Origin of the sequence: Fretibacterium fastidiosum, from assembly GCF_964642095.1 — a bacterium.
Taxonomy (GTDB): Bacteria; Synergistota; Synergistia; order Synergistales; family Aminobacteriaceae; genus Fretibacterium; species Fretibacterium fastidiosum.
In genome coordinates this window covers 457199-483632 of record NZ_OZ209244.1, presented here as the reverse complement: position 1 = coordinate 483632, position 26434 = coordinate 457199, and the positions used below count along the sequence as shown (strand labels likewise).

The following is a 26434-nucleotide window of genomic DNA, read 5'->3' as shown; positions in this document are numbered from 1 at the left end:
TTAAACTAACGGCAAAACGGAGAGGAGGCGAAAACGTGTCCGTACCTGTCTTTCAAACTGTTGCAGGAGAACGGCTGGAGCCCATACTGAAGGCGCGAATCTCCCGCCCCGCGGAGGGGATGGGATTCGCGGACGGCCTTGTCTATCCACCATTGCCCCTCTCACAGATCCTTTCCCTGACCTATTCCAATGCCTTCCATACCCAGTGCATCGCGCTCAAGGCCGACATGGCCGTGGGCCTTGAGTACGAGGCCCCGAAGCCGGCGGAGGCGTTCCTGGAGTCCATCTCCGGACCTGAGCCCTTCCTGGAGCTCCTGCACCGCGTCGCCTTCGACTGGGAGTGTACCGGCAACGCCTATCTGGAGGTGGCGCGTTCCCGCAAAGGGCAGATTGGCGAGCTCTACCACGTCCACGCCCAGACCGTTTTCTCCAGGGTTCGCGAGAACCGGCTGGTCGGGTACGTCCAGGAAACGGACGGAACCGTGGAGTTCGCGGCCTTTGGCGCGCGGGACGGGAGAAACGAGCTCTTCGCCTTCCGGCGCTACACGCCCCTTTCCACCTGGTACGGCCTGCCCGAATGGGTGGCCGCCTTGGAGGCCCTGCGGCTCGACCAGGAGAAGAAGAGCTTCTATGCCGCCTTCTTCCGCAACTACGCCGTGCCGTCCCTGGCCGTGGTGCTCACGGGGGCCGAGTTCGACGAGGAAACGGAGAAGACCATACGCGAAGGCTTCAAGCAGGTTAAGGGCGTGGACAACGCACACAAGACCATGCTGCTCTCTGTTCCCTTCGAGAACAGCAAGATAGAGTTCCAGCGCCTGACGGCGGAACTGAAGGATATGCCCTTCGACAAGCTCAGCCAGGCTACGCGGGAGGAGATTCTGGCGGCGCACGGCGTACCTCCGCGACTCGTCGGCATCGTCACCGCCGGGCAGCTGGGCGGCGGTTCCGAGATGGAGGGGCAGATGCTCAGCTTCATCGAGATGAAGGTCCGGCCCCGAATGAAGTACCTGGAGAATCGAATCAACCTGCTGCTGCGGGATGCAGGCCTGCCGGAGGAGTTCCGCTTGAAGGGCATCACGCCGTCCATCCCGAAGGAGCAGGCCGACGCAAAAACAGGGGACACCGATAAGGCCGTGGTGGAGGCGGAAATCCTGAAGGGGCTCGATCTTTTGGGCGGGCTCTGATGGCCGGCGAGGTTGACCTCCAAAAGGTCGCTCTCCGTATAGCGCACCGGATACGGGCTATAGCTATAAGGGAAAAGCTGGTGCCGGTTGGAAAGCCCGACCCGGATAGCGGAAAGCGCACGGGCGGCGAGCTGCGCAAGTCCATCCACGTTTCCTCTGTCCCCGGCGGCGCCATGGTAGGGACCAACAAGGTCTACGCCCGCGCCGTCCACGAGGGACGCCAGGCCCTGATCATCCGGCCCAGGCGGAGGAAGGCCCTGCGCTGGAAGGGCGGGGAGGGGAAGTATCTCTTTGCGAAGAAGGTCTTTCAGCCGGCGCGGAAGGGCCGCCCGTTCTTCCGCAGCGCCGCGGACCTCTTCGAGCAGAACCTTGACAAGGAAATAGCCGGTATTGCCCTGGACGACGAGCTGGCCGAGCACCTGGCGGCCAACCTCCGAAAGCAGGGAATTGACGTAAAGGTACAGTAGGCGCTTCTATCGCCTTGTGAGAACGGGGGGATCATTTCGTTGACGTCAACGAAATGATCCGGTGCAGTCTATAGCTGAATTGGAGGGGATTTTTTCATGGGAGACCTGACGGAACATTTTTCGAGGCACGAGCTGGCGTGTCGCTGCGGGTGCGGACTGTTCAACGCCAGAGGGCGCCTCCTGGCCACGCTTGAGGCCATCCGCAAGGCCGTGGGGAAGTCGGTGCACATCGAGAGCGGCTGCCGCTGTGCGGAGAAGAACGCCGACATAGGCGGCAAACCCGACTCTGGGCACCTGACCGGAGAGGCCGCGGACATCTGGGTGGAGGGACTGAGCAACCGGGACCTGGGAGTGGTCATCAAGGACCTGCACCGGCGCAAGCTGCTGCCATACCTGCGGTATTGCTACCTCATCCGGGGACGCACCACCACCCGCGTCCACGTCGGCGTGGACGAGAAACCACGCCGGGGCGTGTTTGGGTTTTAGAAAATGAGGAAGGGGCCGAGCCGGCCCCTTCTTCACCTAATCTACCACCCTTTTGGGAACCCTCAAGGGCCATGCCTTCAGTCCTCGCGGAGGATATATCCGCACCCCGTTGCGAGTGATCCACGACCGGTAAATGATCTCATAATCATCATTTTCCGGCAAATTCCCCCTTGTCATGAACGAACATCCCTTCCAAGAGGCAGGGATTTTACCGATTACAAAACTATTTCAGTAGGTATAATTACTGATGCTTAGTAGCATTGCAACCGACGAAGCGCCTCTTAAGCTTCGACTGACGCATAACTTGAGGGCTAACTCAAGTTGTGCGTTTCGTATTTTCAGGCGTAAGCCTAAATCCTATGACGAAGCTGGCGGGTAGTATTTGGGTTTTAACCGCGTCCCTGCATAAACGCGCAAAAAGTGCAAAGTGTTGACATCTATCGCATGCCAACGTTTTGCACTTTCGCCGTTTTTATGCAAACGCCCTCCAAGGAGGAGAAAAAATGAAAATCTGTAAAACAAGCCTGTTGAGTGCAGCTAAATGGTTACTGATGGTGACCATGCTCATGCTCACGTATTTGCCCTCAACGAAAATAACGCTTGCACTGCTCCCCATATTGATCCTGTGCTCCCTTGTTATTGTCCCAGCAGAGTGCTTTCATTACGTCATCATAGGGTGTCTCAAACACCTGATCTGGTGGGCCAATCTCATGCTTGGAATATGGGTGGCGCTGGGGGGCCTTGCTTTTGCCGCCACACTGGGAGTAAGGATAGCGTGCAGGATCATATAAGAGGTAAAAGGCGCCAAGATGGATACCCATATCGATAAAAACTGCTGTTTATGCGCAATAGAAGCTCCCTACCGAAAAACCGTCCTTCATAAAGGAGAGTTTTTTCTAGTCTTTCAAGATGTTTACACTGGAGAATTCCTGTCCGTATGCCCACTTTGCATCGCAAGGGAAATATCCCTCATAAGGAGGCAAAAGCTTACTTTCGTCGGTGCCTTATCTCACAAAAGAACGCAGTAAATCGGCTATTTCCCTCGCTATCTCGGCTGGTGTATGCGTTGCTGTGCTACGCGCCACTTTGTCGGCTAAAGATGGACTGTAATCTATCACCTGTTGCTTGGTGACGTTATGCCAGATGGGCAATAGAATTTGCTCACCGGAAACGGAACGGGTTACAAGCCCATCCAACTCATAGTTCGTCCAGCCTTTTTTCATGAAGGCCGGAGACAAGATAACAATGCCGACACGGCTATTTGCCAAGCCTTGATCTATTTTTCGCCGAAGGCTATCTCCGATCTGAAGTGTGAACTCGTCATACCAAACCCTCAATCTCTCTTCTCGCAAAGCTTCCGCCAGTTCCCGAACAATGCCGTCTTTATCCTCGGAAGCATGAGAGATAAAAACATCGTAGGTATCTCGATTTGTGGTGTAAGGAGGAGACACATCTTGCCTGACCAACGAGGGGATTGAAGATAGAGAAATCCCTTTCGCTTCTGGCAGAGGGGCAGGCAATATCCGTACAGATGCACGCGTGCCATTAGCAAGGCCACGAGTATCAATAGCGACATGCCAACGACCTGGACTGGGGATACTAAGGTAAAATGGGGATTGTTTTGCTAAGCCGCCAATATAACGGTAGTCTCTCCCATTTCTATAATTTGCAAAGTTGGAACTGTCCATGAGTTGGACATTAGCAGCCATTGTCAGAGTGACTTCTACGATTTCCCCTTTGTTACGCTGACCGAGGTCGTTGTGAATGAACTCGAATTTCATAGGATACCCCCTCAAAATAAAAAGCGATTATCTCCTCCACCCCATCCTCCGGCGGGGCGATGACCGTCATCATCCTGAACCTCTACTCTGCTTTCCCCACCCTCAACGCCCGCACCTCGCGCTCACCAGTCTTCGCCATCGCCCGGATTGCACACCTCACATGGCTCGTACCCCATAGCCTTCGCCTTGGAGAGCGGGATAGAGCGTTTGCCTTTCTTCAGCGTGCGGCAGTCTTCCTCGTGATACTTCTTACCCTTGCCGGAGGTGGCGATCCAGACCATGTACTCCTCGCCTTCCGCGCTCACCTGAAAGACAAGCGTGGCCCCAAGAGACAACAGGAACGCCGCGAGAATGCCAAGCGAAAGAACACGTTTCATGGCTTGCCTTTAGGCTCGACAGCCTCCACTCCAAACCAAAGGCCGATCAGGTCAGACATCGAGAAAAAGAATTTTTTGTTCCCTATAACGTGTCTGCCTTCTTTGCCGTCCTCCAAATTTTCTGGCGTGAGCCCCATATCCTTCAACAGTTGACCGCGCCCTTTTGCGTCCAATTCTGGTGCTGTTGCCATGATCAACTGGCCGATCCCAAGCATGATGTTAGCCCCGCTGTGCATGGTGCCATCTCCTTGGGCAATCATGGTGACGGATTGAAGTTGTTGCGTCTTTTTATCAATGCTGCCAATCAAAGCAATATTCTCCGTCACCGAAGCAATAAACGAATCGTTGACGGCTCCTGTTTCAAGTTTCAGAGTCTCACAGCGCAGGTTTGACTTAAAGGTTTTTGCAGCTTGATTGAATTTTTTCTGGAATGTTTTAGAATCGCAGCCAAGCAAAGGGACCACAGATTCATCCTGCACCTCCTCCTGAGGTTCTTCAGGAAGATCGAGGATAGTAACGTCGGCTGGCTTTGTTTCTGAAGATACTTTCTGAGAATCGAGAACGGCATCTTTTGAGAGAGAAGGCCCCTGCTCTTTAAGCATTGCCACATTCGCGAGACTGCCGACATACACGAAAAAGACAAAAGGCCCAACGATGACAGCAATGAACCCGCTTAAAAATTTCCCGCGGCCCTTCAAACGCAGACGACGAAAGATAAAGCGTCCGACATATAAGGCAAGAAGTAACCCAGAAACCAAGATTAACAGTGGTAACATCACGACTCCTCCTTTACTTCTTCCTACACCCCATCCTCCGACAAGGTACTCCAGCCCAGCTTACTCCGCCCGCTCCAACTCCCGCACCCGACGCTCCAAGTCGCTCAGGTGTTTCGCTTTTGAAACATGGTCAAACACCTCCCGCCGCTCATCGTCGGACATCTCCGCGAGCATCAGCACGATCTTCTCCAGCATTCGGTCCTCGCTCAACGCCTCGATTGCCTCCGCGGCCACGCTCTCAGCTTCGCCCTTGCCCCGCATCATCTCTCCCTCGCCGGTTAGGAGCCAGTTAACATTGACGTCATTTTGGGCAATAAACTTAAGAAGGGACGAAGGTATATCCCTACTTCCTTCCCCTGATTCATAGCGACAATAAGTCCTAAGAGCTACGCCCGCGCCTTCAGACACCTGCTTCTGTGTCAAGCCTAAAGCCTTACGGATTTCAATGAGGCGAGTATAAATGTTGTCCAAAATGACATCTTCCCCTTGACTATATGCCCATTTTGTCTTATTATCCTACTCAATAAAGTTGCCTAAAACGACACTTTTTGAGGAGATGATACCCCATGTTGCAAACTACCGCAACAAAAAAATCTTTGAGGGGACTTTTGCTGTTGAAGGGACTGACTTTATCTGCTTGGGCAAGAGAAAACGGCTACACTGCCAATCTTGTGACTGGGCTTGTCAGTCGTTTTGCAGGGAAAGAAAAGCGCCCTAAGAGTGGTGTTTCCTTGAGGGTAATCGAAGCTCTTGAACGGGACACAGGCATCAAAATCTGCGGATGAGGAAGCGGTTCAGTGGTTCTTGAACGAGTTTGCCGAAAACCCCGACCTTGAGGTCAAGGGAACCTACGACCGGTTGAAGGACCTTGCGGAGGAGAACGGCTGGAAGATCGGCAGCGTCCATTCCCTTTACCGACTGTGCAGGGAGTTCAAGGAAATGGCCGTGACGCCCAGGAGCACGTGAGCATTGGCAGGCCGAAACGCCCGCAGGGGCATAGCCTCTGCACCCGGTCGAAAGGCCGGGGGCGTCCGTGGGTCAACCCCACGCTGATGAGGCCAGTTTCCATCAGAACACCATGAAAGGAAGCGCGCACATGTGGCTGACCGTCTCCCAACTTGCCGGACTCCTGAATATAACGCCTCAAGCCGTGCGCAAAGCACTGCAGGAAGGTCGTTACCAGCACATTCAGCAGATTGACGGGCATGGATGTGGTCAAGGCGGCAAGGTCTGGCAAGTCTCGGCCCTGGACCCGGCGGTGCCGGACGAAGTGCGGGAGGCGTTGGGGCTGAAGGGAGATCGCTGGGAGAGGGTGCGGGCAGCGAAGGAGGCGGAGAAAGTGGGCATAGCACCGGAACGACTGGACAAGAAGACCGCAAAGCGCCTGCGCGTCCTGAAGCGCGCGGCGGAGTGCCCCGCAGGCATCCCCGTCGGCGAGTGGTATGCCCGCATCGCGGCCGACGAGCACGTCTCCGTCCCCACCATCTACCGCTGGCTCACGGAGCGGAAGAGGGGCAAGGTCGTCTCGGACCGCGCGCCCCTTGCCGTGGCACTCTCCTTCTCGTCGGGGCCGCTTGAGGTGGCGGTGAAGAGCCGCACCTTTGCGCCCCAGGCACTGGAGTACGGCCTGTCCTTGCTAGCCAATAACCCCCGCATGGACGTCAAGCGCGCCTACCTTGAGACCGCGGAGGAAGCGGAGAAACAGGGCTGGGAGGTGGGGTCGCTGGCTTCCTTTTACAGGAAGTGGAACGAGATGCCGGACGCCGTTCGCGTTCTCACCCGGACCGGACACCGGGGCCTGGAGCTGATGGTCAAGCCGGCCGTGCTTCGCGACTTCAGCTGCTACAAGGTCTACGAGGTCCTGGTGGGCGACCAGCACATCTTTGACTACACCGTCTTTGACGACGACGGCACGCCAATTCGACCGCAGATGTTCGCCTGGGCGGATTTCCGAAGCCGTTACTTCTCCGGCATCTGGCCCGTGATGGGCAACTACGACAAATACGCCGTCGGGTTCGCGCTCCGCGAGGCCTGCCGGTGGGGCATTCCGGAGAACCTGTACACGGACTGGGGACGGCCGGAGCGCAGCGACTACGTGGCCTACCTCCGCAAGCAGCTCTCCGGCTATGCGGCTTTCAGGGCAATGGACGGCGACGAGGAACAGATCGGCCACAAGAAGGCGAAGCCGCGCAACGCGCAGGCCAAGCCCATCGAGAGCTGGTTCTTCCATGCCTTGGAAAACCCATTGATGCAGAAGAACCTTCCCGGCTACAGCCGCCAGGACAAGAAGGACGAGAAGCGGAACGAGTTCATCCAGGCGACGCTTCGCGAGGAGATCAAGGACGGGAAACTGCTCCACGCACGGGACTTCTTCGAGATCGTCCTCCAGACCATACAGGAGTGGCACCGGCACACGATGGTCGAGGAGAAGATCGAGCCAGGACGGTGCTTCCTGGAGGGCATCCAGCGCCCGCTGACCCGTATAGATGACCGGACGCTCGACTTCCTCTTTTGGCCCGCCGTCGTCCGGCAGGCCCGGAACAGCCAGGTCGAGATGACTCTGCCGGGGTTCGGGAAATGCCGTTGGTACGCGCCGGAGCTTTCCTCCTACTGCGGACGAGGCACGGGGAAGAAGGTGGAGGTTCGCTTCAACCCCTACGACCGGAGCGTCGTCCATTGTCTGGATTTGGAAAGCCACGGGCTCATCTGTACTGCCGAGGAATGGGGCAAGGAGGACCCGCACGACATGGACGCCGTGGTCGGCAAGATACGCCGCCAAAACGAGCTGATCAAACACTGGCTGGAGCTGACGAAGCAGCTTGTCAGGCCGGAGACGAAGGTCCATCGCCTCACGCCCTACGCGAAGGCTGCCGCGGAGGTGCAGGAGCTTGCGGCGGTGCGGGAGGAGTTGGTCGTGAACGACGCGGAGCTGGACCGGAAGATCATCGCTCTGGCCGAAAGCATGGGCGTCGGCCCGACGGCACAGGCTAAATAGCGGAGAAAGGAGGTGCCGGAAGATGAAAAGGGGGAAAGCTGTCGCAAGGATACACCTTTCTGCAAGAGGATTCAAGAAATACAGGAGATGGCTTGAGGCTTTAAACGCACTCATGGACTGTCAGCCTGAATTCACGATTGTCGCCACGGTAAAGAGGGGAAAGTCTAAAGCTTAGAGAACATGGACTCCAGAGCTTTCAAGGCTTTCCGGGCAGAGCTGGAATCGATTGTAACCGTTGCGCCACAACGATTACACCGCAAAGACTTCTTCTTTTGGATATCGCCGAAGGTAACGGCAATATCTCGCCCGCACTCAGGACATGGAAGATCAATTTTTTCTTTATCGAGTACCCCCACGGGAACCACCTCGTTTAGAAAACCGTGGCGACGCTCCAAGGGTACCACAAGGAGGGGAAGATATGCAAAGCAACGAGATAAACCAGCTTCAGGAAGTTATACAGGCCCTTGGGCTGAGCAACGCGGACGTCGCCCGAATCTCCGGGAAGTCCACCGGGACCGTTTCGCAGGCCCTTGGCGGCAAGTACAAAGGCCGTCCGGAGGTGATTGGGGAGATTGAGGCGTCGCTCGTCGCTTACCGCAAGGCCCAGAGGGAACGGCAGGAGGTTCGTGAGGCGTGGTTCACGGACGGGCAGAAGCTCATTCAGTCCATGCTGGGCCTCACCTACGCGACGCGGGGGTTCTCCGTCGTGGTCGGCCCGTCCGGAATAGGGAAGACCTACACGGCCCTGAACTTCAAAGAGGGATACTCCGACGTCCTGTACCTGCGCTGCGCCGACGGCATGTGTATGGGCGACGTCATCGACGCCCTGCTGGAACTGACCGGAACGCCCTGCTATGGTAGCAACAGCCAGAGGCTCCGAAGGGCCATCCGGGCGCTTCTTGAGGGCGGCGTGCGGATGCTGCTGGTGGACGAGGCCGACCTGCTGGTGACGGACGGCAGCCGGCCAAAGATACTCAAGAAGATATCCGTCTTTCGGGAGGTGAAGGAGGCCGGAATCGGCGTCTCCCTCATCGGGCTGGAGAGCTTCGACACCGCGCTCCGAACGGTAGGTGAGACCTACGTGACCAGCCGCATCGATATGTTCCGACGCGCGAGCGCCCCGTCGGCGCGGGAGTTGGGGCACTACATGGCAAACCTGGGCGTCGATCCGGAGACGGAGGGGGCGCGGCGGGCCCTGTCCCTGGCCCCGAAGAACGGCTCCATGCGCTTCGTGGAGAAGGCGGCGCACATCGCCCGGCAGCTGGGCGACAACATGGTGGAGGCCCTGCGGTTCCTCTTCGCCGCCAGCGGCCATGTAAAGGGAGCCTGACATGAAGAAATTCAGAATGAAAGTTGCCTGCGAGGCCACCTTCACAGTGCTTAGCCCCTTCGCGATCGAGATAGAAGCGGAGGATGAAAAGACGGCTGAAGAACAGGCAAAAAAGCTTATCCGAGACTTTATGGAGACGCGAGACGAAGACCCTTTATTGGATGTGGCCCGCCATGAGTGGGAAGCCCAGGCCATCTTGAACGGGCACATCGGCCAGAAAGCGTCCATCGAATTTGATGACTATCAGGATATGTATCTCACAAACATAAAGGAAATCGAGATTATGAAAGGAGTCGGATAAAAATGTTGGCCATTTCGTTGTGTACCGGATTTTCCGCGGTCGCGCTGCTCTGCGTTCTGGAGCTTCTTCTGGCGGCGACGGAGCAGGAGCCGCCCCGCTGGCTGGATTACGTCGATGGCCCCTACGTCAGAACAAAATACACCGCATTGAAAGGACGGGATTGGTAATGGCGCGAGAGAAACCGAAGCAGATCATCGCCCCCATTCGGGACCTGACCGAGGCCGACAACGCCCTGGCGGAGATCGCGGAGATCGACCGAGCGGTTGCGGCGGCGAACCAGCAGCTCAACGAGGACATCGACGCCCTCAAGAAGAACACTCAGGACGAGATCGCGCCGCTTTTGGAGCGCAAGAGCCGCGACCTGGGCTTCGGAACCATCGGGTTCCGCAAGAGCACGTCGCTGGCAACACTCAAGAAAATCTGCTCCACGTGGAAGGAGGTCCTGGGCAAGCTCAAGGAGTACGGCTTCAGGGACGCCATCCGCGTGAAGGAGGAGCCGGACAAGGAAGCGATGTCCGAGTGGCCAAAGGAGCGCCTGGAACTGGTGGGCGTCCAGCGTGTCGAGAAGGACGAGTTCTATTACGAGATATCCCAGGAGAAGCTGGCGGAGAATTAGGCCGTATCCTTCCCATTGCGAAACGCCCTCGACCAAGGCGGTTGAGGGCGTCATCCCGGAGCGGCGTCCGGGGTCTGATGAGCAGCCGAAGGAGGTGTGCATGGTGCAGGTCAAGACCATAACGGCAGCACAGAAGAAGATCATCTGGTCGATAGCCCGGAAACAGCTCGGCATCCAGAGGGACGAGCTGTACGCGGCCATCTTCGGGATGTTCGAGGCCGAGCGGATGTCCGCGCTCACCTATGCCCAGGCGGAGCTGTTCATCGGCGAGCTCCGCCGCCGAGCGGCCGGACTGGGGCCCGACAGGCTCACCGAGCCGCAGTACCGAAAGATCATGGCCATGACGCGCAGTTTCGGATGGAAGCCGGAGAACCTGAGTGCGTGGCTGCGCAGGGTGACGGGCGTCGACGAGGTCCGCTGGCTGACGGTGGAGCAGGCACGAAACGTCATCACCGGCCTGGAGCGCATCCTGAAGTACAACGAAGAACATGCGGAGGTGTAAATGGCCTACAGCGAAGCCATCAAGCGCGAGGCAAAACGCCTGTACTGCTCCGGCTGGAGCTGCAACGAGGTGGCGGAGAAGCTGAACCTCAACCCGGATACGGTGTTTCGCTGGCGCGCCCGGTACCAATGGGACGAGGAGACGGCGGACGAGAGCATCGAGGGCGTGAAGCGCCAGATTGCCGCCATCGGCGCATCCGACGAGCCCCTCTCTGAGGCTCAGGCCCGGAAGTTGGACAAGCTCACCAGGGCCGTCGAGCGGATGGAACGGTCGGCAGCCAGGGAGGCCAGGGAGAAAAAGGGACGGAAACGAAAAAAAGGGGACCCGCCGCCCGGTCTGGACGCCCAGGTCATCGGGGATATCAAGGAGAAAGCGCTGGATAAGCTCTATGCTTACCAGCGCTCGTTCCTACTGGACGACTCGCGTTTTCGCGTCTGCCTGAAGAGCCGCCAGATCGGCTTTTCCTTCCTGCTGGGGCTCGAGGTCCTGCTGGGCGCGATTGAACGAGGTGATAACCAGATTGTCATCTCGGCCTCTCAGGATCAGTCCGACATCGTGCGGAACTACGCCGTCAAGTGGTGCAAAGACTTGGACGTGGATTACCTGGAGGATGGAGGCAATATCATTTTCCCCGGTGGAGCCATTGCGTATTTCCTGCCCTGCAACCCGCGCACCGTGCAGGGCTACACCGGGGACGTCTACCTGGACGAGTTCGCGTGGCACATGCGCGGCCGCCTTATGTGGCAGGCTGCCGTGCCCGCTGCAACGACGAAAGGAAAGCGCCTCACCGTCACCAGCACGCCCTACACCGAGACGGACATGTTCGGGGAAATCGTCACGAACCCGGACAAATACCCGCGCTTCTCCCGCCACACAGTGACGATCTACGATGCAGTGAAGGACGGTCATCAGGTGGACATCGAGGAGTTGCGCGGTCTGTTCGACGCCATAACCTTCGCGCAAGCCTACGAGTGCCGGTTCTTCGCCGACGAACTCTGTCTGCTGCAGCCGGACGAGGTCCGCGCGGTGCTCGACGACGACTGCCTACGCCACGTCTCGGCCTGGGTGAACGGCGGCGTCGACATCGGCCGCACCAAGGACGTGACGGCCATCGTCCTGGCCGAACAGCTCCAGGTGGAGGCAGAGAAGCTGGTGTTCGTCCGGCACATGGAGACGCTGGCGCGCATGGCCTTTGACGGCCAGCGTTCCCACATGGCCGGCCTGGTCGAGGGCTGGAAGATACGGCGCCTGGCAATGGACGCTACCGGCATCGGGATGCAGCTCTCCGAGGACATGCAGCGCCTCTATCCCGGAAAGGTCGAGCGCGTCCACTTCACACGGGAGAAGAAGGAGGAGATGGCATTGTCGGTCAAAAAGCTGTTCGAGACGCAGCGCATCCGCATCCCGAACGACCGCGACCTGGTGATGCAGCTCCATGCCATCAAGCGCAAGCCCACGGAAAAGGGCTTCACCTACGACGCGGACAGGAACGAGCAGATCAAGCACGCGGATCTCTTCTGGGCGCTGGCCCTGGCCGTGAAGGAGTTCGGGGGACGGAGGCGCGTGTTGACGGCAAGAAACTTCAAGGTGGTGGGATAGATGCGATGCCCGAAGTGCGGCGCGGACAAGACCGGCGTGCGCGTGACGAACGACCTCGGCGACAGCGTCGAGCGGATTCGCCAGTGCAAGGCCTGCCGCGCCTGGTTCAGGACGTTGGAGGAGGAGGTAAGGCGCGTTGACGCCCCATACCGTTCGTAAGACGGCGCTGCCTCTGAACGCCATCATCCTGGCGCTCAAGACGGCGCTATCCAAGACCTGGACGGAACAGAGGCGGGCGCTCCTGTTCGACGTGCTGGAGGATGGGCGGACGCTGGGCCTCCAGGAGTCGCCCAGCAAGGCGGAACTGGGCCGGCTCGTCGGCAGGGCGGAGGGATACCTCGGCATGGGGCTGGCGGAGGCGGCCCGCCGCCCCGTCTGGCAGGCGGACGTGGCCGCGTACCGCGTAGGACTTCAGGCCGTCTCGGCCGATTTTTCCTTCACGCTACCGGACATGGAGGCGTTGGACGTCCTGCGGGGGCAGACGCTCTTCTGGGTGCAAAACTCTTACACCCGTTGGCTTCAGGACGAGATGGTGGAGGCGCTGAACGAGTACTTCACCGAGGGGAAGACCCGCATCGAGCTGGCCGCGAGGCTGGAGCGTTTCCTGACGTCGAAGGAACCCACCATGCAGGGGTACTTCGACCTGCTGGCCGACCACAACGCCACGCGGATTGCGGAGATAGGGCACGTCACGGGTTACGAGCGCGCCGGCGTGGAGTACGTAGAGATCGTCGCGGTGCTGGACGAGCGCACCAGCCCGATATGCCGCCACCTGCACGGCCGCATCATCCCGACGTCAGCCTTATCGAGCCAGAAGGAGCGCCTGCTGGAAGCGGCGAAAAAGCTGGACATGAAGGCCGCCAGGAAGGCGCAGCCGATGCTGTCCGGCGCCAGCGAGGCGGCGGTGCTGCTGGAGCCGAAGACCTCGAAGATCGTCGCTCAGGGCGTGGGGATGCCGCCGTATCACTTCCGGTGCCGCACCACGACGGTGGCACACTTCGAGCCCGCCGACACCTGGCAGAAGGCCAGTCACTGGGTCATTGACGGGGAGGCCCCCAAAAGGGAGATACCCAGGCTCCTCGACTATGCCCGCAACGCCCGGTGGGGTACGCATCCGAGAGTTTGGGAGCGCTCCCGCGGAGGCGATGGACGCCAGCATCCAACTGCTTTTGTCCACTTCAAAACTCATGGGGAAAGGGAGATGGGCTTTCGGACACTGGAGGAGTATAATCAAAGACTTGTTTCACTGGTGCGCCGAGCCGGTCGGGACGTGTATCTGGTGATCCGGAAGAAGGAGCATCCATATCCGGTCCTGATCTTCCGCGATGAACGCACTCAGGAAACGGCGGTCATCAACCTCAAGGGGCAGCAGTTCGCAACGTTCTTCAGGCCGAACAACAAGCGTTTTGAGACATTGCTGAGGGGCTACGACATCTCCCTGAAACTGGAAAACGCGAGGGGCGTGATGAAATGGATAAGGTTCATGCCTATATAGATGAAGAGCGTGAATCCTACAACAACATGAGCCGCCGCGAGCTCCTGGAGCACATCGCTGCCGTGTCGGGGACGTTCTGGATAGAAGATGGTTGGGAGCCGTGGGAGCGCATGAACGACTGGCCGGAGCTGGAGCTGCTGTCGGCGTTCGACTTCCTGCGCCCGGAACTGTCGGAGGAGGAGCGGGGCATCCTGGACGGCTGGATTGAGAAGTATGCGGGGTGGCGCGAGCAGGGCATCTTCTTCCAGCGCTACCGGGAAACCAAAGGAAGCCGTTTCACCTGGAAGAAGTATCGGGAACGAATGGAGGAGGAGTTTGGTCGCCTCATCCCCCGGTCTCACTGGTGGTTCTGGCCGGACGACAAGAGGGGCGAATCGTAACACTTTCGCCCCCAGTTATCCACAGAAAGACTAAGCAACCTGTGTTTTTAGTTGCTTACTCCAGGTTGCTTAGTCGAGCCTAAAATTTGACCAAAGGGCACAAAAAGAGCCCCGCCAACGGGGCAGGGCCATCCTCGTAAACCTCAGTTTTAAACCGGGTCTGAAACATTTGAAGGGCTTTTGAAGGCTCTAAAATGGTCAGGGTTTCAAAAAGCCGAAATCCGAGCGAAAATCGGAAAAACCGGCAAAATCTCCGCCACCGCCGTTTTCAAATTCTCATTTCCAATTCCCGCAAACCCGCCCCACCAGCCAACTTCCAGAATCGCCCTCAAAGGAACTTTCTCTCATCTTCTCCGAGAAAAGCCATCGTCCTTCGCGTGCCGCTGGGCACGAACGTCCGCGAGTGCATCGCCGCGGCGGACCTCGCCGTCGGAGGGGATTACGCCGTGCTGGTGGGCGGCCCCATGATGGGCAGGGTGCTGACGGACCCGAAGGCGATCGACGGGACCGTCGTCACCAAGACGACGGGGAACCTGGCGATCCTTCCGATGGACCACTACCTCGTCACGCGGTCGGTCCTGTCCATCGAGAACATGAAGCACCAGGCCCGCAGCGCCTGCGTGCAGTGCCGCATGTGTACGGACATGTGCCCGCGCCACCTCATCGGGCACGAGGTGGCGCCGCACCAGGTGATGCGAAACGTGTGGCGCGAGGAGACGCTTCCCGACGAAGAGTACGTCCGCTGCTTCGGCAGCGCCCTCAACTGCTGCGACTGCGGCCTGTGCGAGATGTTCTCGTGCCCCATGGGGCTCTCTCCGAGGCGAATCAACGGCTGGTTCAAACAGAGGTTTCGGGAGAAGGGGCTGAACAAGGAGCGCAACATGGAGCCGCTGGCGCAGCGTTTCCTCGACCTGCGGCGCGTGCCCACGTCCCGCCTCTACGCCCGCCTTGGCCTGGGAGACTGGCACGGAGTCCACGTCCGGGAGCCTCATCGCTCCCTTGCCCCTCAGTGCGTTTACGTCCCCTTCCGACAGCACATAGGCAAGCCCGCCGCCCCGATCGTCCACGTCGGGGACCGGGTGGAGCGCGGCGCGCTCATCGCCTCCGCTCAGGAGGGCGTGTCGGCAAACGTCCACACGGGCCTTGCCGGTCTGGTGCAGTCCATCGACGAGAGCGGCGCGCTCATCGTCGCCGGTTGACGGCCCCATCCCGCTGTGAGGATGGCTGCATCGGGGAAGGACAATCAAGAGGGGGGAGAGGACGTTGAACAACGCGATCGGCATGGTGGAGCTGAACAGCATTGCGATCGGCATAGAGACGTGTGATTTTATGGTGAAGGCCGCTCAGGTGGACCTCCTGAGGGCGTCCACCATCTGTCCGGGAAAGTACATCGTCATCGTCGGCGGAGAGGTCAGCGCCGTGCAGTCCTCCATGAAAACGGGCCGCGCCAATGCCGGACCGGCGCTTGTGGACTGTCTTCTGCTCCCGAACGTCCATCCGCAGGTGGCCCCGGCCATCGCGATGACCTCTCAGGTGCGGACGTTCGGAGCCGTCGGGGTGCTTGAGTTCTTCTCCATCGCGAGCGCCGTCAAGGCGGCCGACGTCGCGGCGAAGGCCGCGGACGTGTCGCTGATCGAGGTCCGCATGGGACTGGCCGTCGGCGGCAAGGGGTTCGTCACGCTGACGGGCCAGGTGTCGGCGGTCAGGACGGCCGTGGCCGCAGCCGCCGCGAAGGTGGAGCTCATGGTCGCCTCCACGGTGATCCCCCGTCCGTCCCCGGCGCTCGTGCAGTCGCTGTTGTAAGGGGGGCGGGCGAAGGGCCGGCCTTTGCGGACAAGGGCCGGCCCTGAGAGAGGATGGCGTTTCCGTCCCCTGAGGGGGCGGCGCTGGACGGGCTACTTTCGTCCCACCAGCAGCGTGGACCCTCCAAGGAAGAGGAATTTTGCTTCTCTGGGGCTCATGAACAGGCCCTGCGTCGTGTCGATGATCTGCACTTCCTGATACCCCATGCCCCGCAGCCTCTCGACGAACGCCTGCATGTCCCCGTACCTGGCGCGGGACATGAGGTCGTGCAGGGCGAAGGTCCCGCCCTTCTTCAGGACCCGCAGTGTCTCCAGGAGGACGTCCTGTCGATTTACCCCAACGATGTTGTGGTAGCAGTAGTTGCTGGTGACCGCGTCAAAGCTCTCGTCCGGGAAGTCGAGCTTCACCGCGTTGCCCTGAAGGAAGCGGACGTTGCCCACGCCCTCCGCCAGGGCGTTGTCCTCGCAGAGCTTCTTGTTGTACGAGGCGTAGGTGATCCCCCACAGGTCAATCCCCGTCATGCTTCCCTCAGGGTTCCTCTTCGCGCAGGCGATGGTCAGCGCACCGCTGCCGCAGCCCACGTCGAGCCCGCATCCGCCGTCGGGCAGACGGACGTACTGCGCGACCCCCTCGACGATGGCCCGCGCCAGCTGCCTTTTGCCGTTGTAGTCGAAGGCCCGGTACAGCGCGGTGCCGAGCGCCAGGAAGACGAGGCAGGCGGCGCTTGCGAGCCCCAGCACGACGGCCAGGACGCCCCGCGCCGTGTCGGAAACGCCGGTCCCCAGGACTCCCAGGGCAAGGAAGAACAGCAGGACGACGGCGGTCACGACGGCGAGGGCGACGAGCAGGCCCTTCGGCACCCAGTTCTTGTAGTTCGGTTTCATGAGAAATCCCTCCAGTCGATAAAAATTGAAAAACGCGGCTCCGCAGGCCCCATTCGATTACCCAAGGGCCACATCCAGGGCCATCATCAGGGTGAACCCGGCGGCGAACATCAGGCCGCCGACGTCGGAGTGCTTGCCCGACGAGAACTCCGGGATCAGCTCCTCCACCACGACGTAGAACATCGCCCCGGCCGCGAAGCTCAGAAAGTAGGGCATGAGGGGCGTGAAGACCTCCGCGGCCCAGAGCATCAGGACGGCGGCGATGGGTTCCACCGCGCCGGACAAGATGCCCTCGACGCAGGCGCGGCGCCGGCTCTCCCCCTCCGCGTGGAGCGGCATGGAGATGATGGCGCCCTCCGGGAAGTTCTGAATGGCGATGCCGAGCGCCAGGGCCATGGCGCCGCCCGCAGTGATCTCCTCCACGCCGGACAGGAGTCCCGCGTAGACGATCCCCACGGCCATACCCTCGGGGACGTTGTGCAGCGTGACGGCGAGGGAGAGCATCGTCGTTCGCGGGAGGCGGGTTTTGGGCCCCTCCGCCTCCTGAGCGTCCATGTGCAGGTGCGGGACGACCCGGTCCAGCAGGAGGAGGAACAAGGTCCCTGCCCAATAGCCGACCGCCGCAGGGAAAAAGGCGAAGGCCCCAAGGGGCTCGCTCTGCTCTATGGCGGGGATCAACAGGCTCCAGATCGACGCGGCGGTCATGACCCCCGCGGCAAAGCCGGTCAGCGCCCGCCGAATGGTGTCGTTGAGCTCCCCCTTCATGAAGAACACGCAGGCTGCGCCGAGGGACGTCCCCAAAAAGGGGATCAGGATTCCCTGAAACACTTGAAGATTCATGAACCTTACCTCGCCTTTCGTACCCCGTCGCGCCCTGTCGGGGGAATTTGCGTTCAAGCTCCCGTGCTCGCCCTGCCTGCCCTCTGTCCCTCCATGGCCCAGCCTACAGGGCGGGCCGGCGTCCTGCCCTGCCGGTCCCCTCGGGCGCTCGCGAGGGCTTTCGCCTGAGGCCTGAACCTCGTCGCGTCCGCCTGTGTTCCCGGTGGCAAATCACCTAAGGAAACACTGATTAAGTCGTTGAGAACTGTCAACCGCATAGACTCCCTTCAGTGCCTGAAACTTCACCAGGCCGCGCGAAGCGCGTGGGGCTTGGGGCGTAGCCCCATTTTAAAATTTTAGGGAAGCGCTGAAGGATACCCTTTATTGATGTTCCTTGATTGCTTTCAACAACTTTTGAAAATTAATCAGCGCTTCCCTAATTATAATCCATTATCCCCCCACCTCTTCCCCTGAAACGTCGAATTGTGTTGTCCCCTGGGCCGGATGGTCCTCAGGTGGGCGTCTCCGATTTTGCGATTCGTGCGCACTTTCCGGAAACAGGACGGAAGACAGGGCATCCGCGAGGCGTATAATGAGGACAGGGAGACGGAGGTGATGGACATCATGACGATGCTGTTTGACCAGGAGACGGCGACGAGGAATTACGTTGACAGGGTGCGCCGCGAGGCGGCGGAACAGAGCCTCGCTGAAGGTCTCGCCAAAGGCCTTGCCAGGGGCAACGTGCAGGGATTTGTGAACGCCTGCCGGAACTTTGGTATCCCCAGGAGCGAAGCTTTGACGCGGGTGGCCAGGAGGTTCAACCTCACCGACGAGGATGCCAGGTCCGAGGTGGAGCGCTGCTGGGGGGCGAAGGGAGCCGCGTCGGCAGAGTGAGGGAGGCGAGGGCATGGACAGGGCGGAGCGGGATGAGGCGGGGAGCATGAACCGCGAGGTCAAGGCCACGGTGTTCTCCGACCTCTTCAAGATCAAGAAGTACCTGTTTCAGCTCTACCGGACGCTGCACCCCGAGGATACGACGACCGTGGAGGACGACCTGACGGACGTCAGCATCAACAACGTGCTGGTTGACGACATCTATAACGACCTGGGTTTTATGGTGTCGGACCGTCTGGTGGTTCTCGTGGAGGCGCAGAGCACGTGGACGGAGAACGTTTTGATTCGCGGTGCGATGTACCTTGTGCAGACGTGGCGGAACCACTTTGCGAGGACGGGTGCGGACCTTTACCACGCCCCCAGGGCTGCGCTCCCCCGACCGGAGTTCTACGTTCTCTACACGGGCGAGAGGGTTGCGCGCCCTGAAGTTCTCTCCCTTTCGGAGGAGTTTTTCTGCGGGGAGCCGTTTGCGATCGAGGTGCGGGCCAGGATGCTCTACGGCGAGGGGACTGGGGACGTGATCAGCCAGTATGCGTCGTTCTGCAGGGTTCTCGGCGGTCAGGTGAAGCTTTACGGTCGGACGAGGCGGACGATCCGTGAGACGATACGCATCTGCAAGGAGCGCGACGTGCTGAAGGAATATCTGGAGGACAGGGAGGCGGAGGTGATGGACATCATGACGATGCTGTTTGACCAGGAGACGGCGACGCGGAATTACGTTGACAGGGTGCGCCGTGAGGCAGCGGAACGAAGCTTCGCTAGGGGCAACGCTGAGGGCCTCGCTGAAGGCCTTGCCAGGGGCAACGCTGAGGGCCTCGCTGAAGGCCTTGCCAGGGGCAACGCTGAGGGCCTCGCTGAAGGCCTTGCCAGGGGCAACGCTGAAGGCCTCGCCAAAGGCCTTGCTAAGGGCAACGTTCAGGGCTTTGTGAACGCCTGCCGGGACTTTGGCGTCTCCAGGAACGAGGCTTTGGCGCGGGTGGCCAGGAGGTTCAACCTCACCGCCGAGGATGCCAGGTCCGAGGTGGAGCGTTGCTGGGAGGCGAAGGGAGCCGCGCCGGCAGAGTGAGGAGACGTCAGGCGTTCATTGAAGCGAGTTGGTCGGGCGGCGCACCGGGGGATTCGGGTGCCGCCCTTTGTTTTGCCTGACGCGATGGTGGCAACAGGCTTGTAAAAAACAACGTAATGGTTTTGACAGACCGTGTTGAATTCAGCCTGCTCTCACTTTTAGAATACGGTCGTTGATGTTGAAGTGCTTATGGCTTTTTCTGAATTTTTAGCGCACTTACTCACCGAAATAGATTGCACTTTTGGATTTTATTTCGAGCTTAATCTATTGTGATGAATAGTTGACGTGATAAAATACTGATGATAGACTAAACACTAACGGAGGGGTTTTTCATGACGTTCCCCTAACGCTTTCTGAAAATTTAAAAAATCCAAGGAGTGATCAATCATGTTGAAACACGCGCGCGTTTCAGATCCCGAGGTTTATAAGTTGACTTTAGAGGAACTGACGCGCCAGGAGCACAACATTGAAATGATCGCCTCAGAGAGCACGGCTGCCCTTGAGGTGATGGAACTCACCGGATCGATTTGGACGAACAAGACGCTTGAGGGGTATCCAGGGGCCCGTTTCCAGGCGGGATCACACGTCGCCGATAAGCTTGAAACGTTAGCCAATCAGCGCGCTATGGACCTCTACGGTGCAGATCATGTCAACCTTCAGCCTTATTCGGGTTCTACGGCGAACTACGCTGTCTATTCCGCTGTGCTAAAGCCAGGCGACAGGGTGCTTGGTATGCGCTTGGACCAGGGAGGCCACCTGACGCACGGCTCACCTGCAAATTTCCTCTCAAAAGTTTACCAATTTGATTTCTATGGTGTAAATCAGGAGACAGAAACCATCGATTATGAGGCGTTGGAAAAGAAGGCTAAAGAATTCCAGCCGAAGCTCATTATTGAGGGTGGCAGCTCTTATCCGAGGCTGATCGACTACGAACGGATTGGGGCTATTGCCAAGTCCGTTGGCGCGTTTTCCATGGTTGACATGGCTCACGTGAGCGGATTGATTGCTGCGAAGGTGATCCCCAGCCCGGTTCCCCACACCGACTTCGTCTCGTCATCGACGACAAAAACGTTCTGCGGTCCGAGAAGCGGCATGGTCCTCTGCAAAAAAGAGTTTGCGAAACAGTTGGATCGCGGCGTTTTTCCGGGTGCACTCGGTTCGATGCACCTGCACACGATGGCGGCGAAAGCCTGGTGCTTTAAGCAAATGGCGGGCGCCGAGTATAAGGTGGCCATGACGCAGGTTGTGAAGAACGCAAAAAAGCTGGCCGAGGAGTTGGCGAAGTACGGATTCCGAATCGTCAGCGGTGGTACGGATAACCATTTAATCCTTGCCGACCTTCGCCCCAAGGGGATTACGGGCAAGGTGTTCCAGGATGCGCTGGATTCTGTGGGCATTACCGTCAACAAAAACCAGATACCCTTTGATCCTGAGAAGCCAACGATCGCGAGCGGCGTGCGCATTGGCCTGACCTCGGTCACGCAGCGCGGGCTGAAGGAGAAGGAAATCGAGGCGATCGCGAAGATCATGGACAAAGTTTCCAGTGCCCCGGAGGATGAAGCCAACCTCAAGGCTTGCAGGGAACAGGCGGAAAAACTGATTGCTAATTTTCCGCTCTATCCCGCCGGCAGCTTTGATGATTAACTGATCAACACTCATTCAATCACGCTTGGGAGGTGTCGTTTTTCATGGAAAGCTTCGGCAGCTACGTTAATGCGTTCAATGATCTGGTCTGGAGCGATGCGCTCGTCTATCTCTGTCTCATCACGGGGGTCTATTTTACGGTTCGGATGAAATTTCCTCAGATCAGGTTGATCAAGGATATGGTTCGCCTCCTGATCGGCAAGGGGTCGCAGTCCGGCATCAGTTCCTTTCAGGCGTTTGCAACGACGGTAGGTTCTCGTGTCGGCATGGGGAACATTGCGGGCGTGAGCACAGCCATCTACTTCGGCGGACCGGGGGCTATCTTCTGGATGTGGCTCATCTCCATTTTGGGCGCGGCCGCTGCTTTTGCAGAATCAGCCTTGGCTCAGGCTTATAAGGTCAAGGTCAACAACCAGTACGCAGGCGGCGCGGCTTACTTCTCGGAGCAGGGGCTTCACTTTAAGCCGCTGAGCATCCTCTTTGCGATTGCGACGATTCTGGGGCCGGGGATTCTGATGCCTGGCGTTCAGGTACAATCCATCGCCCTGAGCTTTGACATGGCGTTCCAGGTCAACGACATTGTCGTCGGCGTTCTGTGTACGGTTCTTGTCGCAATGGTCATCTGCGGTGGAATTAAAAGAATCAGCGTCGTGGCCGAACTCCTTGCACCCGTCATGTGCGTTGCGTATATCCTGATCACCCTTTACATTTTCGCCGTCAATATCGACAAGGTCCCTGGCGCTTTCGCGCTGATCTTCCGCTCCGCTTTCGGCATGGAGCAAGCGTTCGCAGGAATCGTCGGGGCGGCGATATCGTGGGGCGTCAAGCGGGGTGTCTACTCCAACGAGGCCGGGCAGGGGTCGGGTGCTATCGTTGCCGCTGCAGCCGAGTGCGATCACCCTGCGGAGCAGGGGCTTGTACAGGCCTTTTCGGTCTTCGTCGACACGCTCGTCATCTGTACGGCCTCCGCTCTCATCATCATCCTCACGAACAGCTACAACGTTGTGGACCTTCAGGAAAAGGCGATCGTGGAGCACATTCCAGGCGTCGCTTACGGCATCCTGTGGGCACAGACGGCGCTGGTGCGTGCCGTGGGATCCTGGTCCGGTCAGTTTTTGGCCATTATTATCGTGCTCTTTGTCTTCACCAGTTTGATGGGCTATTACTATCAGGCTGAAAGCAATGTGACCTATCTTTCCAGCGGCAACCCCAAGGCCATTTGGGCTTTTCGCATCGCTTTCCTCATCTCCTGCTTTGCGGGCGTGCTGATTGAGAACAAGGTGGTTTGGAGCATGGGCGATACGGGGTGTGGCTTGATGGCGTGGTTCAACATTATCGCTATCCTGCTCCTCTCCTCGAAGGCCTGCGCGATCCTGAAGGACTACGAGGAGCAGAAACGCAGTGGCGTCAAGCCATTGTTTGACCCGAAGAAGTTTAACGTGCCGGACGTTTCCGCGGTTTGGGCTGACGTGGCGCGCAAGCGTTCGTAGCGCAGCCAGTGTTTCGGCGGTGAAAGAAGAATTGTAGGGGGATGGCACAGTAAATTGTGCCATCCCCCTGTGATTTAAAATTACGGATAAGGTTCCTTTTAGTCGGCACTCTTCCAGAAGCCGCGCCGATCGTTTGACAAACGGGCGAAGTGCTCTAGAATGATGACATTCAACGCGGCGCCAGTTTAATGCGTTCGCCTGGTCGTTTGATCGGGTTCGCGCTGCGAGCACGCCGTAAAAAAATCGTGGGAGGCTGGTCATTGTGAAACTGAAGAACCTTGCTGTTGCGCTGGTCCTCTTGTCGTGTCTGACGGGGGTCGCTTTCGCTGCGCCGGTCGCTCTGACGCCCATGGGGCAGAGTCCGGACGGCATGATGGTTCGCGTGGTGCTGAAGTCCCTCGCGGTCGAGACGGACTATGACGCCTTGATGAAGCCGGAGGCGCTGTCCGACCAGAAGGTGCTCATCGCTGTCGTGGGAGCAAGCTCCAAGGGGATGGGGGCGGCGGGCATCAATCAGGACGACGAGCTGGCGCGTGCGAAGGCGCTCTGTGAGGCCGCCGCGGGCAGGGGGATGAAGGTCCTCGTGATGCACGTGGGCGGCGATGGGCGCCGGGGCGACCTCTCCAACAAATTCATCGAGACGGCGGGGGCCTACGCGGACGGCTTCATCGTCGTGGAGGGCGGGAACGACGACGGCATCTTCACGAAGTTGGCCGAGTCCCGCAAGGTGGAGCTCCTCTCCGCCCCCAACGTCAAGGGCACGAAGGAGCCGCTTTCGACCCTGTTGAAGGGCTGGGGCGTCCTGTAAGCCCGACGGGGGATGTCCTGGTTCTGGCCGGAGGGCTTCTACGCCCTCCTGATGGTCGCCGTCTTCTTCGCGGTGACGTTCTGGCTCGAACTTCCCATCGCGGTCGCCATGGTCTTCGCCTCCCTCGCCGGCGCGGCGGCAGCAGGCGAGGGGATTCCCCTGAGGCACCTCGTGGAGGGGGAATTCGGCTACCTCGACACGATCATGGTCATCGCCTCGGCCATGATCTTCATGAAGGCCGCGCAGAGGACGGGCTTCCTGGACGCTTTCGCGGTCTGGATCATCCGCAGGTTCCGCCGTATGCCGGCGTTCTTGAGCCTCGGCATCCTGCTGCTCATCATGGCGCCGGGGATGATCACGGGGTCGTCCATCGCCTCCGTCCTGACGACCGGAGCGCTTGTGGCGCCGGTGCTCGTCACGCTTGGCCTGGAGCCGGAGCGCGCGGGGGCCGTCATCTCCATGGGGGCGCTTCTGGGCATGGTCGCGCCGCCGGTCAGCATCCCCGCCATGATCATCTGCGCCGGCGTCGATATCCCCTACGTCGGCTTCACCGTCCCGCTCCTGATCTGCACCCTGCCGCTGGCGGCGCTCTTCGCCCTGGCGATGGTCTATCCCGCCATACGACGCTTCGAGGACGAGGGGGCGCTGGAGGCCCAACTCGAAAGGATGAACGCGCGGCCGCTGACGCTTCGGCTGTCGCTGCCCGTCCTGGTCCTCGCCGCACTGATCGCCGCCGAGCAGTTCCTGAGCGGGTCCCGATACTGGCACTTCCTGGGGATGCCCGCCATCTTCCTGATCGCCGCCGCATCGGCCCTCCTGACGGGGGTTCGGTGGAACCCCATGGAGGCCGCAGCCGAGGCCATCGATGACTCCCTCCCCATCATGAGCGTCCTGATGGGCGTGGGCATGTTCATTCAGGTCATGACCCTGGTCGGCGCGGAGGGCTTCGTCGTCGTCTCGGCGCTGTCGCTGCCGTCCTGGGGGCTCTTGGCAAGCGTTCTGATCGCCATGCCGCTCTTCGGCGCGATCTCCGCCTACGGATCGGCCTCCGTGCTGGGGGTGCCGTTCCTTTTGGCGCTTTCAGGGCACGACGTCGTGATCGTTGCCTCCGCGCTGGGGATGCTCGCGTCGCTGGGAGACCTCATGCCGCCCGGAACGCTGTCGCCGTTCTTCGCGGCCCGTGCGCTGGGCGTGGAGGACCGCTTCAGGATCGCGCGCCGCTGCCTGTGGCCGGGCGTGACCGTGGCGCTGTGGTGCCTCGCCGTCATCCTGATGAGCGACGCCATTGCGCGCCACATCCGGTAGAGGAGGGAATACGATGACGCTTTTCTACAGGGGAATCCTGGCCTTGATGACGATCCTCGTCCTTCGCTCCATGTTTCGGGAGCGTTCCTTCTGGCGGCAGTTCGCCGATGCGCTGGTCCTGATCCCCATGATCCTGCGCATCCTGATGATCAAGTGAGGGGGGAGGGCGTCCGGATGAAGGGGTTTTTCGCAAAGGAACGCGGCAGCGCGCTGACGGCGCTCCTCCTCTGCGTCGGGGTTGGCCTGACCTCCTGGGCCGCGGCACGATCGTTCATGTCGATGTGGGAGCTGGACGCTCTGGCCCCCGCGCCGGGGTTTGAGCGGCACAGGCTCTCGGAGTGGGAGCCGTCGCTTTCGGGGTCGCCGGGCGACACCCCCGTCTTCATCCAGCAGGGGAGAGAGCCGGGAGGGACGATCTTCATCATGGGCGGCATCCATGCCAACGAGCCGGCGGGGTACATGGCGGCCGTCGTGTGCCTTGAGCGAGCGCAGGTGGAGCGTGGGCGGCTGATCGTGATGCCCTTCTCCAACCTGTCCGCGTTGACGCACAACTCGCCCCAGGACGCCGCGCCGCAGCGCCTCCGCTTCACGCGGGACGATGGCACGGTGCGGAGCTTCCGGTGCGGTTCGCGGGCCACGAACCCCATCCACCAGTGGCCCAACCCGAACACCTACGTTCACTTTCCGTCGGGGCAGGAGCTGGACGGCACCTCGCGGGCAAACCAGAACCGCGCGTTTCCCGGCACGCTGAACGAGGGGCTGACGCAGCGGGTCGGGTACGCCATCACGGAGATGCTGCGGGCGGAGAGGGTGGACCTGGCCTTCGACCTGCACGAGGCCGCTCCGGAGTATCCCGTCGTCAACGCCATGGTGGCCCACGAGAACTCGATGGAGCTTGCGGCCGTGGCGGCGATGGAGCTTGAGATGATGGGCCTCCCCATGCGCCTTGAGCCGTCGCCGAAGAACCTGCACGGGCTCAGTCACCGCGAGTGGGGCGACAGCATCCCGACGCTGCTGCCCATCCTGATGGAGGCGGCGAACCCGGGGCAGGGACGTCTGAGGGGGCGTACGGACGAAGCCCTGTTCCTGACGGGCGCGGACAAGGCCTACGTGCGCGCCGCCGCCCTGGGCCGCCTCTTCGTCCCCTACGACGGCAGCCAGCCCATCCAGCTGCGCGTGGGCCGTCATCTGGCCGCTATCCAGGCCGTGTTGAGCGCGATGGAGGAGCTGTATCCGGACAGGGCGGTCGCCGTGTCCGGCATTCCGGGGTTTGAGGAGGTCGTGTCGCACGACGTCGGACATTGGCTGAACCCTCTACCCGGCCTGTGACAGGGGTTCCAGAGGTTGATTCCAATGCCGGTCAGCACGGCTCCCTCGTTGTTTTTGCCCACTTCGTCTATGAAGTGATTGCGTGGTAAGGAGGAGGTATTCT

Annotated in this window: 33 protein-coding genes, 1 other RNA gene and 1 pseudogene; 28 read left to right on the top strand and 7 right to left on the bottom strand. The window is 59.8% G+C overall.

Going from position 1 to position 26434, the window contains the following annotated elements; translation table 11 throughout:
* Nucleotides 1-35: 35 nt before the first annotated feature.
* The 4 genes from ACK28C_RS02200 (at nt 36) to ACK28C_RS02185 (ending at nt 2928) form a co-directional block, all read left to right on the top strand.
* Entirely contained in the window at nt 36-1184 is a 1149-nt protein-coding gene (locus ACK28C_RS02200; RefSeq protein ID WP_409152391.1) for a phage portal protein, read from the top strand.
* An 80-nt stretch (nt 1185-1264) separates the two neighbouring features.
* A complete protein-coding gene (locus ACK28C_RS02195; protein WP_208873367.1) occupies nt 1265-1651 on the top strand; it encodes a hypothetical protein in 387 nt (128 codons plus the stop codon).
* Between the two features lie 96 nt (nt 1652-1747).
* Nucleotides 1748-2137 carry a D-Ala-D-Ala carboxypeptidase family metallohydrolase gene (locus ACK28C_RS02190; RefSeq protein ID WP_015556734.1) on the top strand — a complete coding sequence of 130 codons (390 nt, stop codon included), beginning with the start codon at nt 1748-1750 and terminating at the stop codon, nt 2135-2137.
* Nucleotides 2138-2640: 503 nt separating this feature from the next.
* Nucleotides 2641-2928: a hypothetical protein gene (locus tag ACK28C_RS02185; protein WP_015556735.1), complete on the top strand. Its 288-nt coding sequence runs from the start codon at nt 2641-2643 to the stop codon at nt 2926-2928.
* 213 nt (nt 2929-3141) lie between these two features.
* Here the strand turns inward: ACK28C_RS02185 and ACK28C_RS02180 are convergent, their stop codons facing one another.
* From ACK28C_RS02180 to ACK28C_RS02160, 5 genes and pseudogenes are all read right to left on the bottom strand, one after another.
* Nucleotides 3142-3918 (bottom strand): DUF1883 domain-containing protein, encoded by a 777-nt coding sequence (locus ACK28C_RS02180; protein WP_409152390.1) that lies wholly within the window; start codon nt 3916-3918, stop codon nt 3142-3144.
* Between the two features lie 122 nt (nt 3919-4040).
* Entirely contained in the window at nt 4041-4295 is a 255-nt protein-coding gene (locus ACK28C_RS02175; RefSeq protein ID WP_015556736.1) for a hypothetical protein, read from the bottom strand.
* Nucleotides 4292-5071, bottom strand: coding sequence for a hypothetical protein (locus ACK28C_RS02170; protein ID WP_015556737.1), 780 nt, complete (start codon nt 5069-5071; stop codon nt 4292-4294). The genes ACK28C_RS02175 and ACK28C_RS02170 overlap by 4 nt, the downstream gene beginning before the upstream one ends.
* 60 nt (nt 5072-5131) lie before the next feature.
* Nucleotides 5132-5335 carry a hypothetical protein gene (locus ACK28C_RS02165; RefSeq protein WP_409152664.1) on the bottom strand — a complete coding sequence of 68 codons (204 nt, stop codon included), beginning with the start codon at nt 5333-5335 and terminating at the stop codon, nt 5132-5134.
* Nucleotides 5336-5347: 12 nt separating this feature from the next.
* Nucleotides 5348-5542 (bottom strand): annotated as a pseudogene (locus ACK28C_RS02160) (helix-turn-helix domain-containing protein); the annotation flags it as partial.
* A gap of 95 nt (nt 5543-5637) precedes the next feature.
* On the opposite strand from ACK28C_RS02160, the gene ACK28C_RS02155 reads away from it, so the two are divergent.
* The 16 genes from ACK28C_RS02155 to ACK28C_RS02080 all read left to right on the top strand — a co-directional run bounded on the left by ACK28C_RS02155 (nt 5638) and on the right by ACK28C_RS02080 (nt 16092).
* Nucleotides 5638-5856 (top strand): hypothetical protein, encoded by a 219-nt coding sequence (locus tag ACK28C_RS02155; RefSeq protein ID WP_208873372.1) that lies wholly within the window; start codon nt 5638-5640, stop codon nt 5854-5856.
* A gap of 19 nt (nt 5857-5875) precedes the next feature.
* Nucleotides 5876-6037 (top strand): DNA-binding domain-containing protein, encoded by a 162-nt coding sequence (locus tag ACK28C_RS02150; RefSeq protein ID WP_208873374.1) that lies wholly within the window; start codon nt 5876-5878, stop codon nt 6035-6037.
* A gap of 130 nt (nt 6038-6167) precedes the next feature.
* The gene (locus ACK28C_RS02145; RefSeq protein WP_208873376.1) at nt 6168-8066 is read left to right on the top strand and encodes a DNA-binding domain-containing protein; all 1899 of its coding nucleotides are present in this window, start codon (nt 6168-6170) and stop codon (nt 8064-8066) included.
* A gap of 22 nt (nt 8067-8088) precedes the next feature.
* On the top strand, nt 8089-8241 hold the full coding sequence (locus ACK28C_RS02140; RefSeq protein ID WP_208873378.1) for a hypothetical protein: 153 nt from the start codon (nt 8089-8091) through the stop codon (nt 8239-8241).
* Nucleotides 8242-8484: 243 nt separating this feature from the next.
* Nucleotides 8485-9396: an ATP-binding protein gene (locus tag ACK28C_RS02135; protein WP_015556738.1), complete on the top strand. Its 912-nt coding sequence runs from the start codon at nt 8485-8487 to the stop codon at nt 9394-9396.
* A gap of 1 nt (nt 9397) precedes the next feature.
* Nucleotides 9398-9697, top strand: coding sequence for a hypothetical protein (locus ACK28C_RS02130; protein WP_015556739.1), 300 nt, complete (start codon nt 9398-9400; stop codon nt 9695-9697).
* Nucleotides 9698-9699: 2 nt separating this feature from the next.
* On the top strand, nt 9700-9864 hold the full coding sequence (locus tag ACK28C_RS02125; RefSeq protein WP_015556740.1) for a hypothetical protein: 165 nt from the start codon (nt 9700-9702) through the stop codon (nt 9862-9864).
* Nucleotides 9864-10313: a host-nuclease inhibitor Gam family protein gene (locus ACK28C_RS02120; RefSeq protein ID WP_015556741.1), complete on the top strand. Its 450-nt coding sequence runs from the start codon at nt 9864-9866 to the stop codon at nt 10311-10313. The genes ACK28C_RS02125 and ACK28C_RS02120 overlap by 1 nt, the downstream gene beginning before the upstream one ends.
* 15 nt (nt 10314-10328) lie before the next feature.
* Nucleotides 10329-10404: hammerhead ribozyme type II (locus ACK28C_RS02115), an RNA gene on the top strand.
* 9 nt (nt 10405-10413) lie between these two features.
* Nucleotides 10414-10815, top strand: coding sequence for a phage protein GemA/Gp16 family protein (locus tag ACK28C_RS02110; RefSeq protein WP_015556742.1), 402 nt, complete (start codon nt 10414-10416; stop codon nt 10813-10815).
* Complete coding sequence (locus ACK28C_RS02105) at nt 10816-12414, top strand: terminase large subunit domain-containing protein (protein ID WP_015556743.1); 1599 nt, start codon at nt 10816-10818, stop codon at nt 12412-12414. It abuts the gene before it with no gap.
* Nucleotides 12415-12573 carry a hypothetical protein gene (locus ACK28C_RS02100; RefSeq protein ID WP_015556744.1) on the top strand — a complete coding sequence of 53 codons (159 nt, stop codon included), beginning with the start codon at nt 12415-12417 and terminating at the stop codon, nt 12571-12573.
* Nucleotides 12551-13909: a hypothetical protein gene (locus ACK28C_RS02095; RefSeq protein WP_208873380.1), complete on the top strand. Its 1359-nt coding sequence runs from the start codon at nt 12551-12553 to the stop codon at nt 13907-13909. The genes ACK28C_RS02100 and ACK28C_RS02095 overlap by 23 nt, the downstream gene beginning before the upstream one ends.
* Nucleotides 13885-14289: a hypothetical protein gene (locus ACK28C_RS02090; RefSeq protein ID WP_208873382.1), complete on the top strand. Its 405-nt coding sequence runs from the start codon at nt 13885-13887 to the stop codon at nt 14287-14289. The genes ACK28C_RS02095 and ACK28C_RS02090 overlap by 25 nt, the downstream gene beginning before the upstream one ends.
* 377 nt (nt 14290-14666) lie before the next feature.
* On the top strand, nt 14667-15488 hold the full coding sequence (locus ACK28C_RS02085) for a 4Fe-4S dicluster domain-containing protein (protein WP_208873384.1): 822 nt from the start codon (nt 14667-14669) through the stop codon (nt 15486-15488).
* Between the two features lie 64 nt (nt 15489-15552).
* Complete coding sequence (locus ACK28C_RS02080) at nt 15553-16092, top strand: BMC domain-containing protein (RefSeq protein ID WP_208873386.1); 540 nt, start codon at nt 15553-15555, stop codon at nt 16090-16092.
* A 92-nt stretch (nt 16093-16184) separates the two neighbouring features.
* Here ACK28C_RS02080 and ACK28C_RS02075 read toward each other — a convergent pair whose 3' ends face one another.
* Nucleotides 16185-16976 carry a class I SAM-dependent methyltransferase gene (locus ACK28C_RS02075; RefSeq protein WP_015556746.1) on the bottom strand — a complete coding sequence of 264 codons (792 nt, stop codon included), beginning with the start codon at nt 16974-16976 and terminating at the stop codon, nt 16185-16187.
* A 57-nt stretch (nt 16977-17033) separates the two neighbouring features.
* Nucleotides 17034-17816 carry a ZIP family metal transporter gene (locus ACK28C_RS02070; protein ID WP_015556747.1) on the bottom strand — a complete coding sequence of 261 codons (783 nt, stop codon included), beginning with the start codon at nt 17814-17816 and terminating at the stop codon, nt 17034-17036.
* 594 nt (nt 17817-18410) lie between these two features.
* Between ACK28C_RS02070 and ACK28C_RS02065 the strand changes: the two genes are divergently transcribed.
* The 8 genes from ACK28C_RS02065 (at nt 18411) to ACK28C_RS02030 (ending at nt 26331) form a co-directional block, all read left to right on the top strand.
* Nucleotides 18411-18689: a hypothetical protein gene (locus ACK28C_RS02065; RefSeq protein WP_409152389.1), complete on the top strand. Its 279-nt coding sequence runs from the start codon at nt 18411-18413 to the stop codon at nt 18687-18689.
* 13 nt (nt 18690-18702) lie between these two features.
* Nucleotides 18703-19755: a hypothetical protein gene (locus ACK28C_RS02060; RefSeq protein WP_015556748.1), complete on the top strand. Its 1053-nt coding sequence runs from the start codon at nt 18703-18705 to the stop codon at nt 19753-19755.
* 387 nt (nt 19756-20142) lie between these two features.
* Complete coding sequence (glyA, locus tag ACK28C_RS02055; RefSeq protein WP_015556749.1) at nt 20143-21399, top strand: serine hydroxymethyltransferase; 1257 nt, start codon at nt 20143-20145, stop codon at nt 21397-21399.
* A 44-nt stretch (nt 21400-21443) separates the two neighbouring features.
* A complete protein-coding gene (locus tag ACK28C_RS02050) occupies nt 21444-22889 on the top strand; it encodes a sodium:alanine symporter family protein (RefSeq protein WP_015556750.1) in 1446 nt (481 codons plus the stop codon).
* Nucleotides 22890-23151: 262 nt separating this feature from the next.
* Nucleotides 23152-23697, top strand: a complete 546-nt coding sequence (locus tag ACK28C_RS02045) for a DUF6305 family protein (protein WP_208873389.1) — start codon at nt 23152-23154, stop codon at nt 23695-23697.
* A gap of 12 nt (nt 23698-23709) precedes the next feature.
* Nucleotides 23710-25002: a TRAP transporter large permease subunit gene (locus ACK28C_RS02040; RefSeq protein WP_015556751.1), complete on the top strand. Its 1293-nt coding sequence runs from the start codon at nt 23710-23712 to the stop codon at nt 25000-25002.
* 13 nt (nt 25003-25015) lie between these two features.
* Nucleotides 25016-25159: a hypothetical protein gene (locus tag ACK28C_RS02035; RefSeq protein WP_015556752.1), complete on the top strand. Its 144-nt coding sequence runs from the start codon at nt 25016-25018 to the stop codon at nt 25157-25159.
* Nucleotides 25160-25176: 17 nt separating this feature from the next.
* The gene (locus ACK28C_RS02030) at nt 25177-26331 is read left to right on the top strand and encodes a succinylglutamate desuccinylase/aspartoacylase family protein (RefSeq protein WP_015556753.1); all 1155 of its coding nucleotides are present in this window, start codon (nt 25177-25179) and stop codon (nt 26329-26331) included.
* The last annotated feature ends 103 nt before the right edge of the window (nt 26332-26434 follow it).

Excerpts from the sequence above, each read along its gene's own strand:
- ACK28C_RS02190 (WP_015556734.1), top strand. The coding sequence starts at position 1,748 with ATGGGAGACCTGACGGAACATTTTTCGAGGCACGAGCTGGCGTGTCGC.
- ACK28C_RS02185 (WP_015556735.1), top strand. The coding sequence starts at position 2,641 with ATGAAAATCTGTAAAACAAGCCTGTTGAGTGCAGCTAAATGGTTACTG.
- ACK28C_RS02180 (WP_409152390.1), bottom strand. The coding sequence starts at position 3,918 with ATGAAATTCGAGTTCATTCACAACGACCTCGGTCAGCGTAACAAAGGG.
- ACK28C_RS02175 (WP_015556736.1), bottom strand. The coding sequence starts at position 4,295 with ATGAAACGTGTTCTTTCGCTTGGCATTCTCGCGGCGTTCCTGTTGTCT.
- ACK28C_RS02170 (WP_015556737.1), bottom strand. The coding sequence starts at position 5,071 with ATGTTACCACTGTTAATCTTGGTTTCTGGGTTACTTCTTGCCTTATAT.
- ACK28C_RS02165 (WP_409152664.1), bottom strand. The coding sequence starts at position 5,335 with ATGATGCGGGGCAAGGGCGAAGCTGAGAGCGTGGCCGCGGAGGCAATC.
- ACK28C_RS02155 (WP_208873372.1), top strand. The coding sequence starts at position 5,638 with ATGTTGCAAACTACCGCAACAAAAAAATCTTTGAGGGGACTTTTGCTG.
- ACK28C_RS02145 (WP_208873376.1), top strand. The coding sequence starts at position 6,168 with ATGTGGCTGACCGTCTCCCAACTTGCCGGACTCCTGAATATAACGCCT.
- ACK28C_RS02140 (WP_208873378.1), top strand. The coding sequence starts at position 8,089 with ATGAAAAGGGGGAAAGCTGTCGCAAGGATACACCTTTCTGCAAGAGGA.
- ACK28C_RS02135 (WP_015556738.1), top strand. The coding sequence starts at position 8,485 with ATGCAAAGCAACGAGATAAACCAGCTTCAGGAAGTTATACAGGCCCTT.
- ACK28C_RS02130 (WP_015556739.1), top strand. The coding sequence starts at position 9,398 with ATGAAGAAATTCAGAATGAAAGTTGCCTGCGAGGCCACCTTCACAGTG.
- ACK28C_RS02125 (WP_015556740.1), top strand. The coding sequence starts at position 9,700 with ATGTTGGCCATTTCGTTGTGTACCGGATTTTCCGCGGTCGCGCTGCTC.
- ACK28C_RS02120 (WP_015556741.1), top strand. The coding sequence starts at position 9,864 with ATGGCGCGAGAGAAACCGAAGCAGATCATCGCCCCCATTCGGGACCTG.
- ACK28C_RS02110 (WP_015556742.1), top strand. The coding sequence starts at position 10,414 with ATGGTGCAGGTCAAGACCATAACGGCAGCACAGAAGAAGATCATCTGG.
- ACK28C_RS02105 (WP_015556743.1), top strand. The coding sequence starts at position 10,816 with ATGGCCTACAGCGAAGCCATCAAGCGCGAGGCAAAACGCCTGTACTGC.
- ACK28C_RS02100 (WP_015556744.1), top strand. The coding sequence starts at position 12,415 with ATGCGATGCCCGAAGTGCGGCGCGGACAAGACCGGCGTGCGCGTGACG.
- ACK28C_RS02090 (WP_208873382.1), top strand. The coding sequence starts at position 13,885 with ATGGATAAGGTTCATGCCTATATAGATGAAGAGCGTGAATCCTACAAC.
- ACK28C_RS02075 (WP_015556746.1), bottom strand. The coding sequence starts at position 16,976 with ATGAAACCGAACTACAAGAACTGGGTGCCGAAGGGCCTGCTCGTCGCC.
- ACK28C_RS02070 (WP_015556747.1), bottom strand. The coding sequence starts at position 17,816 with ATGAATCTTCAAGTGTTTCAGGGAATCCTGATCCCCTTTTTGGGGACG.
- ACK28C_RS02065 (WP_409152389.1), top strand. The coding sequence starts at position 18,411 with ATGGACATCATGACGATGCTGTTTGACCAGGAGACGGCGACGAGGAAT.
- ACK28C_RS02060 (WP_015556748.1), top strand. The coding sequence starts at position 18,703 with ATGGACAGGGCGGAGCGGGATGAGGCGGGGAGCATGAACCGCGAGGTC.
- glyA (WP_015556749.1), top strand. The coding sequence starts at position 20,143 with ATGTTGAAACACGCGCGCGTTTCAGATCCCGAGGTTTATAAGTTGACT.
- ACK28C_RS02050 (WP_015556750.1), top strand. The coding sequence starts at position 21,444 with ATGGAAAGCTTCGGCAGCTACGTTAATGCGTTCAATGATCTGGTCTGG.
- ACK28C_RS02040 (WP_015556751.1), top strand. The coding sequence starts at position 23,710 with ATGTCCTGGTTCTGGCCGGAGGGCTTCTACGCCCTCCTGATGGTCGCC.
- ACK28C_RS02035 (WP_015556752.1), top strand. The coding sequence starts at position 25,016 with ATGACGCTTTTCTACAGGGGAATCCTGGCCTTGATGACGATCCTCGTC.
- ACK28C_RS02030 (WP_015556753.1), top strand. The coding sequence starts at position 25,177 with ATGAAGGGGTTTTTCGCAAAGGAACGCGGCAGCGCGCTGACGGCGCTC.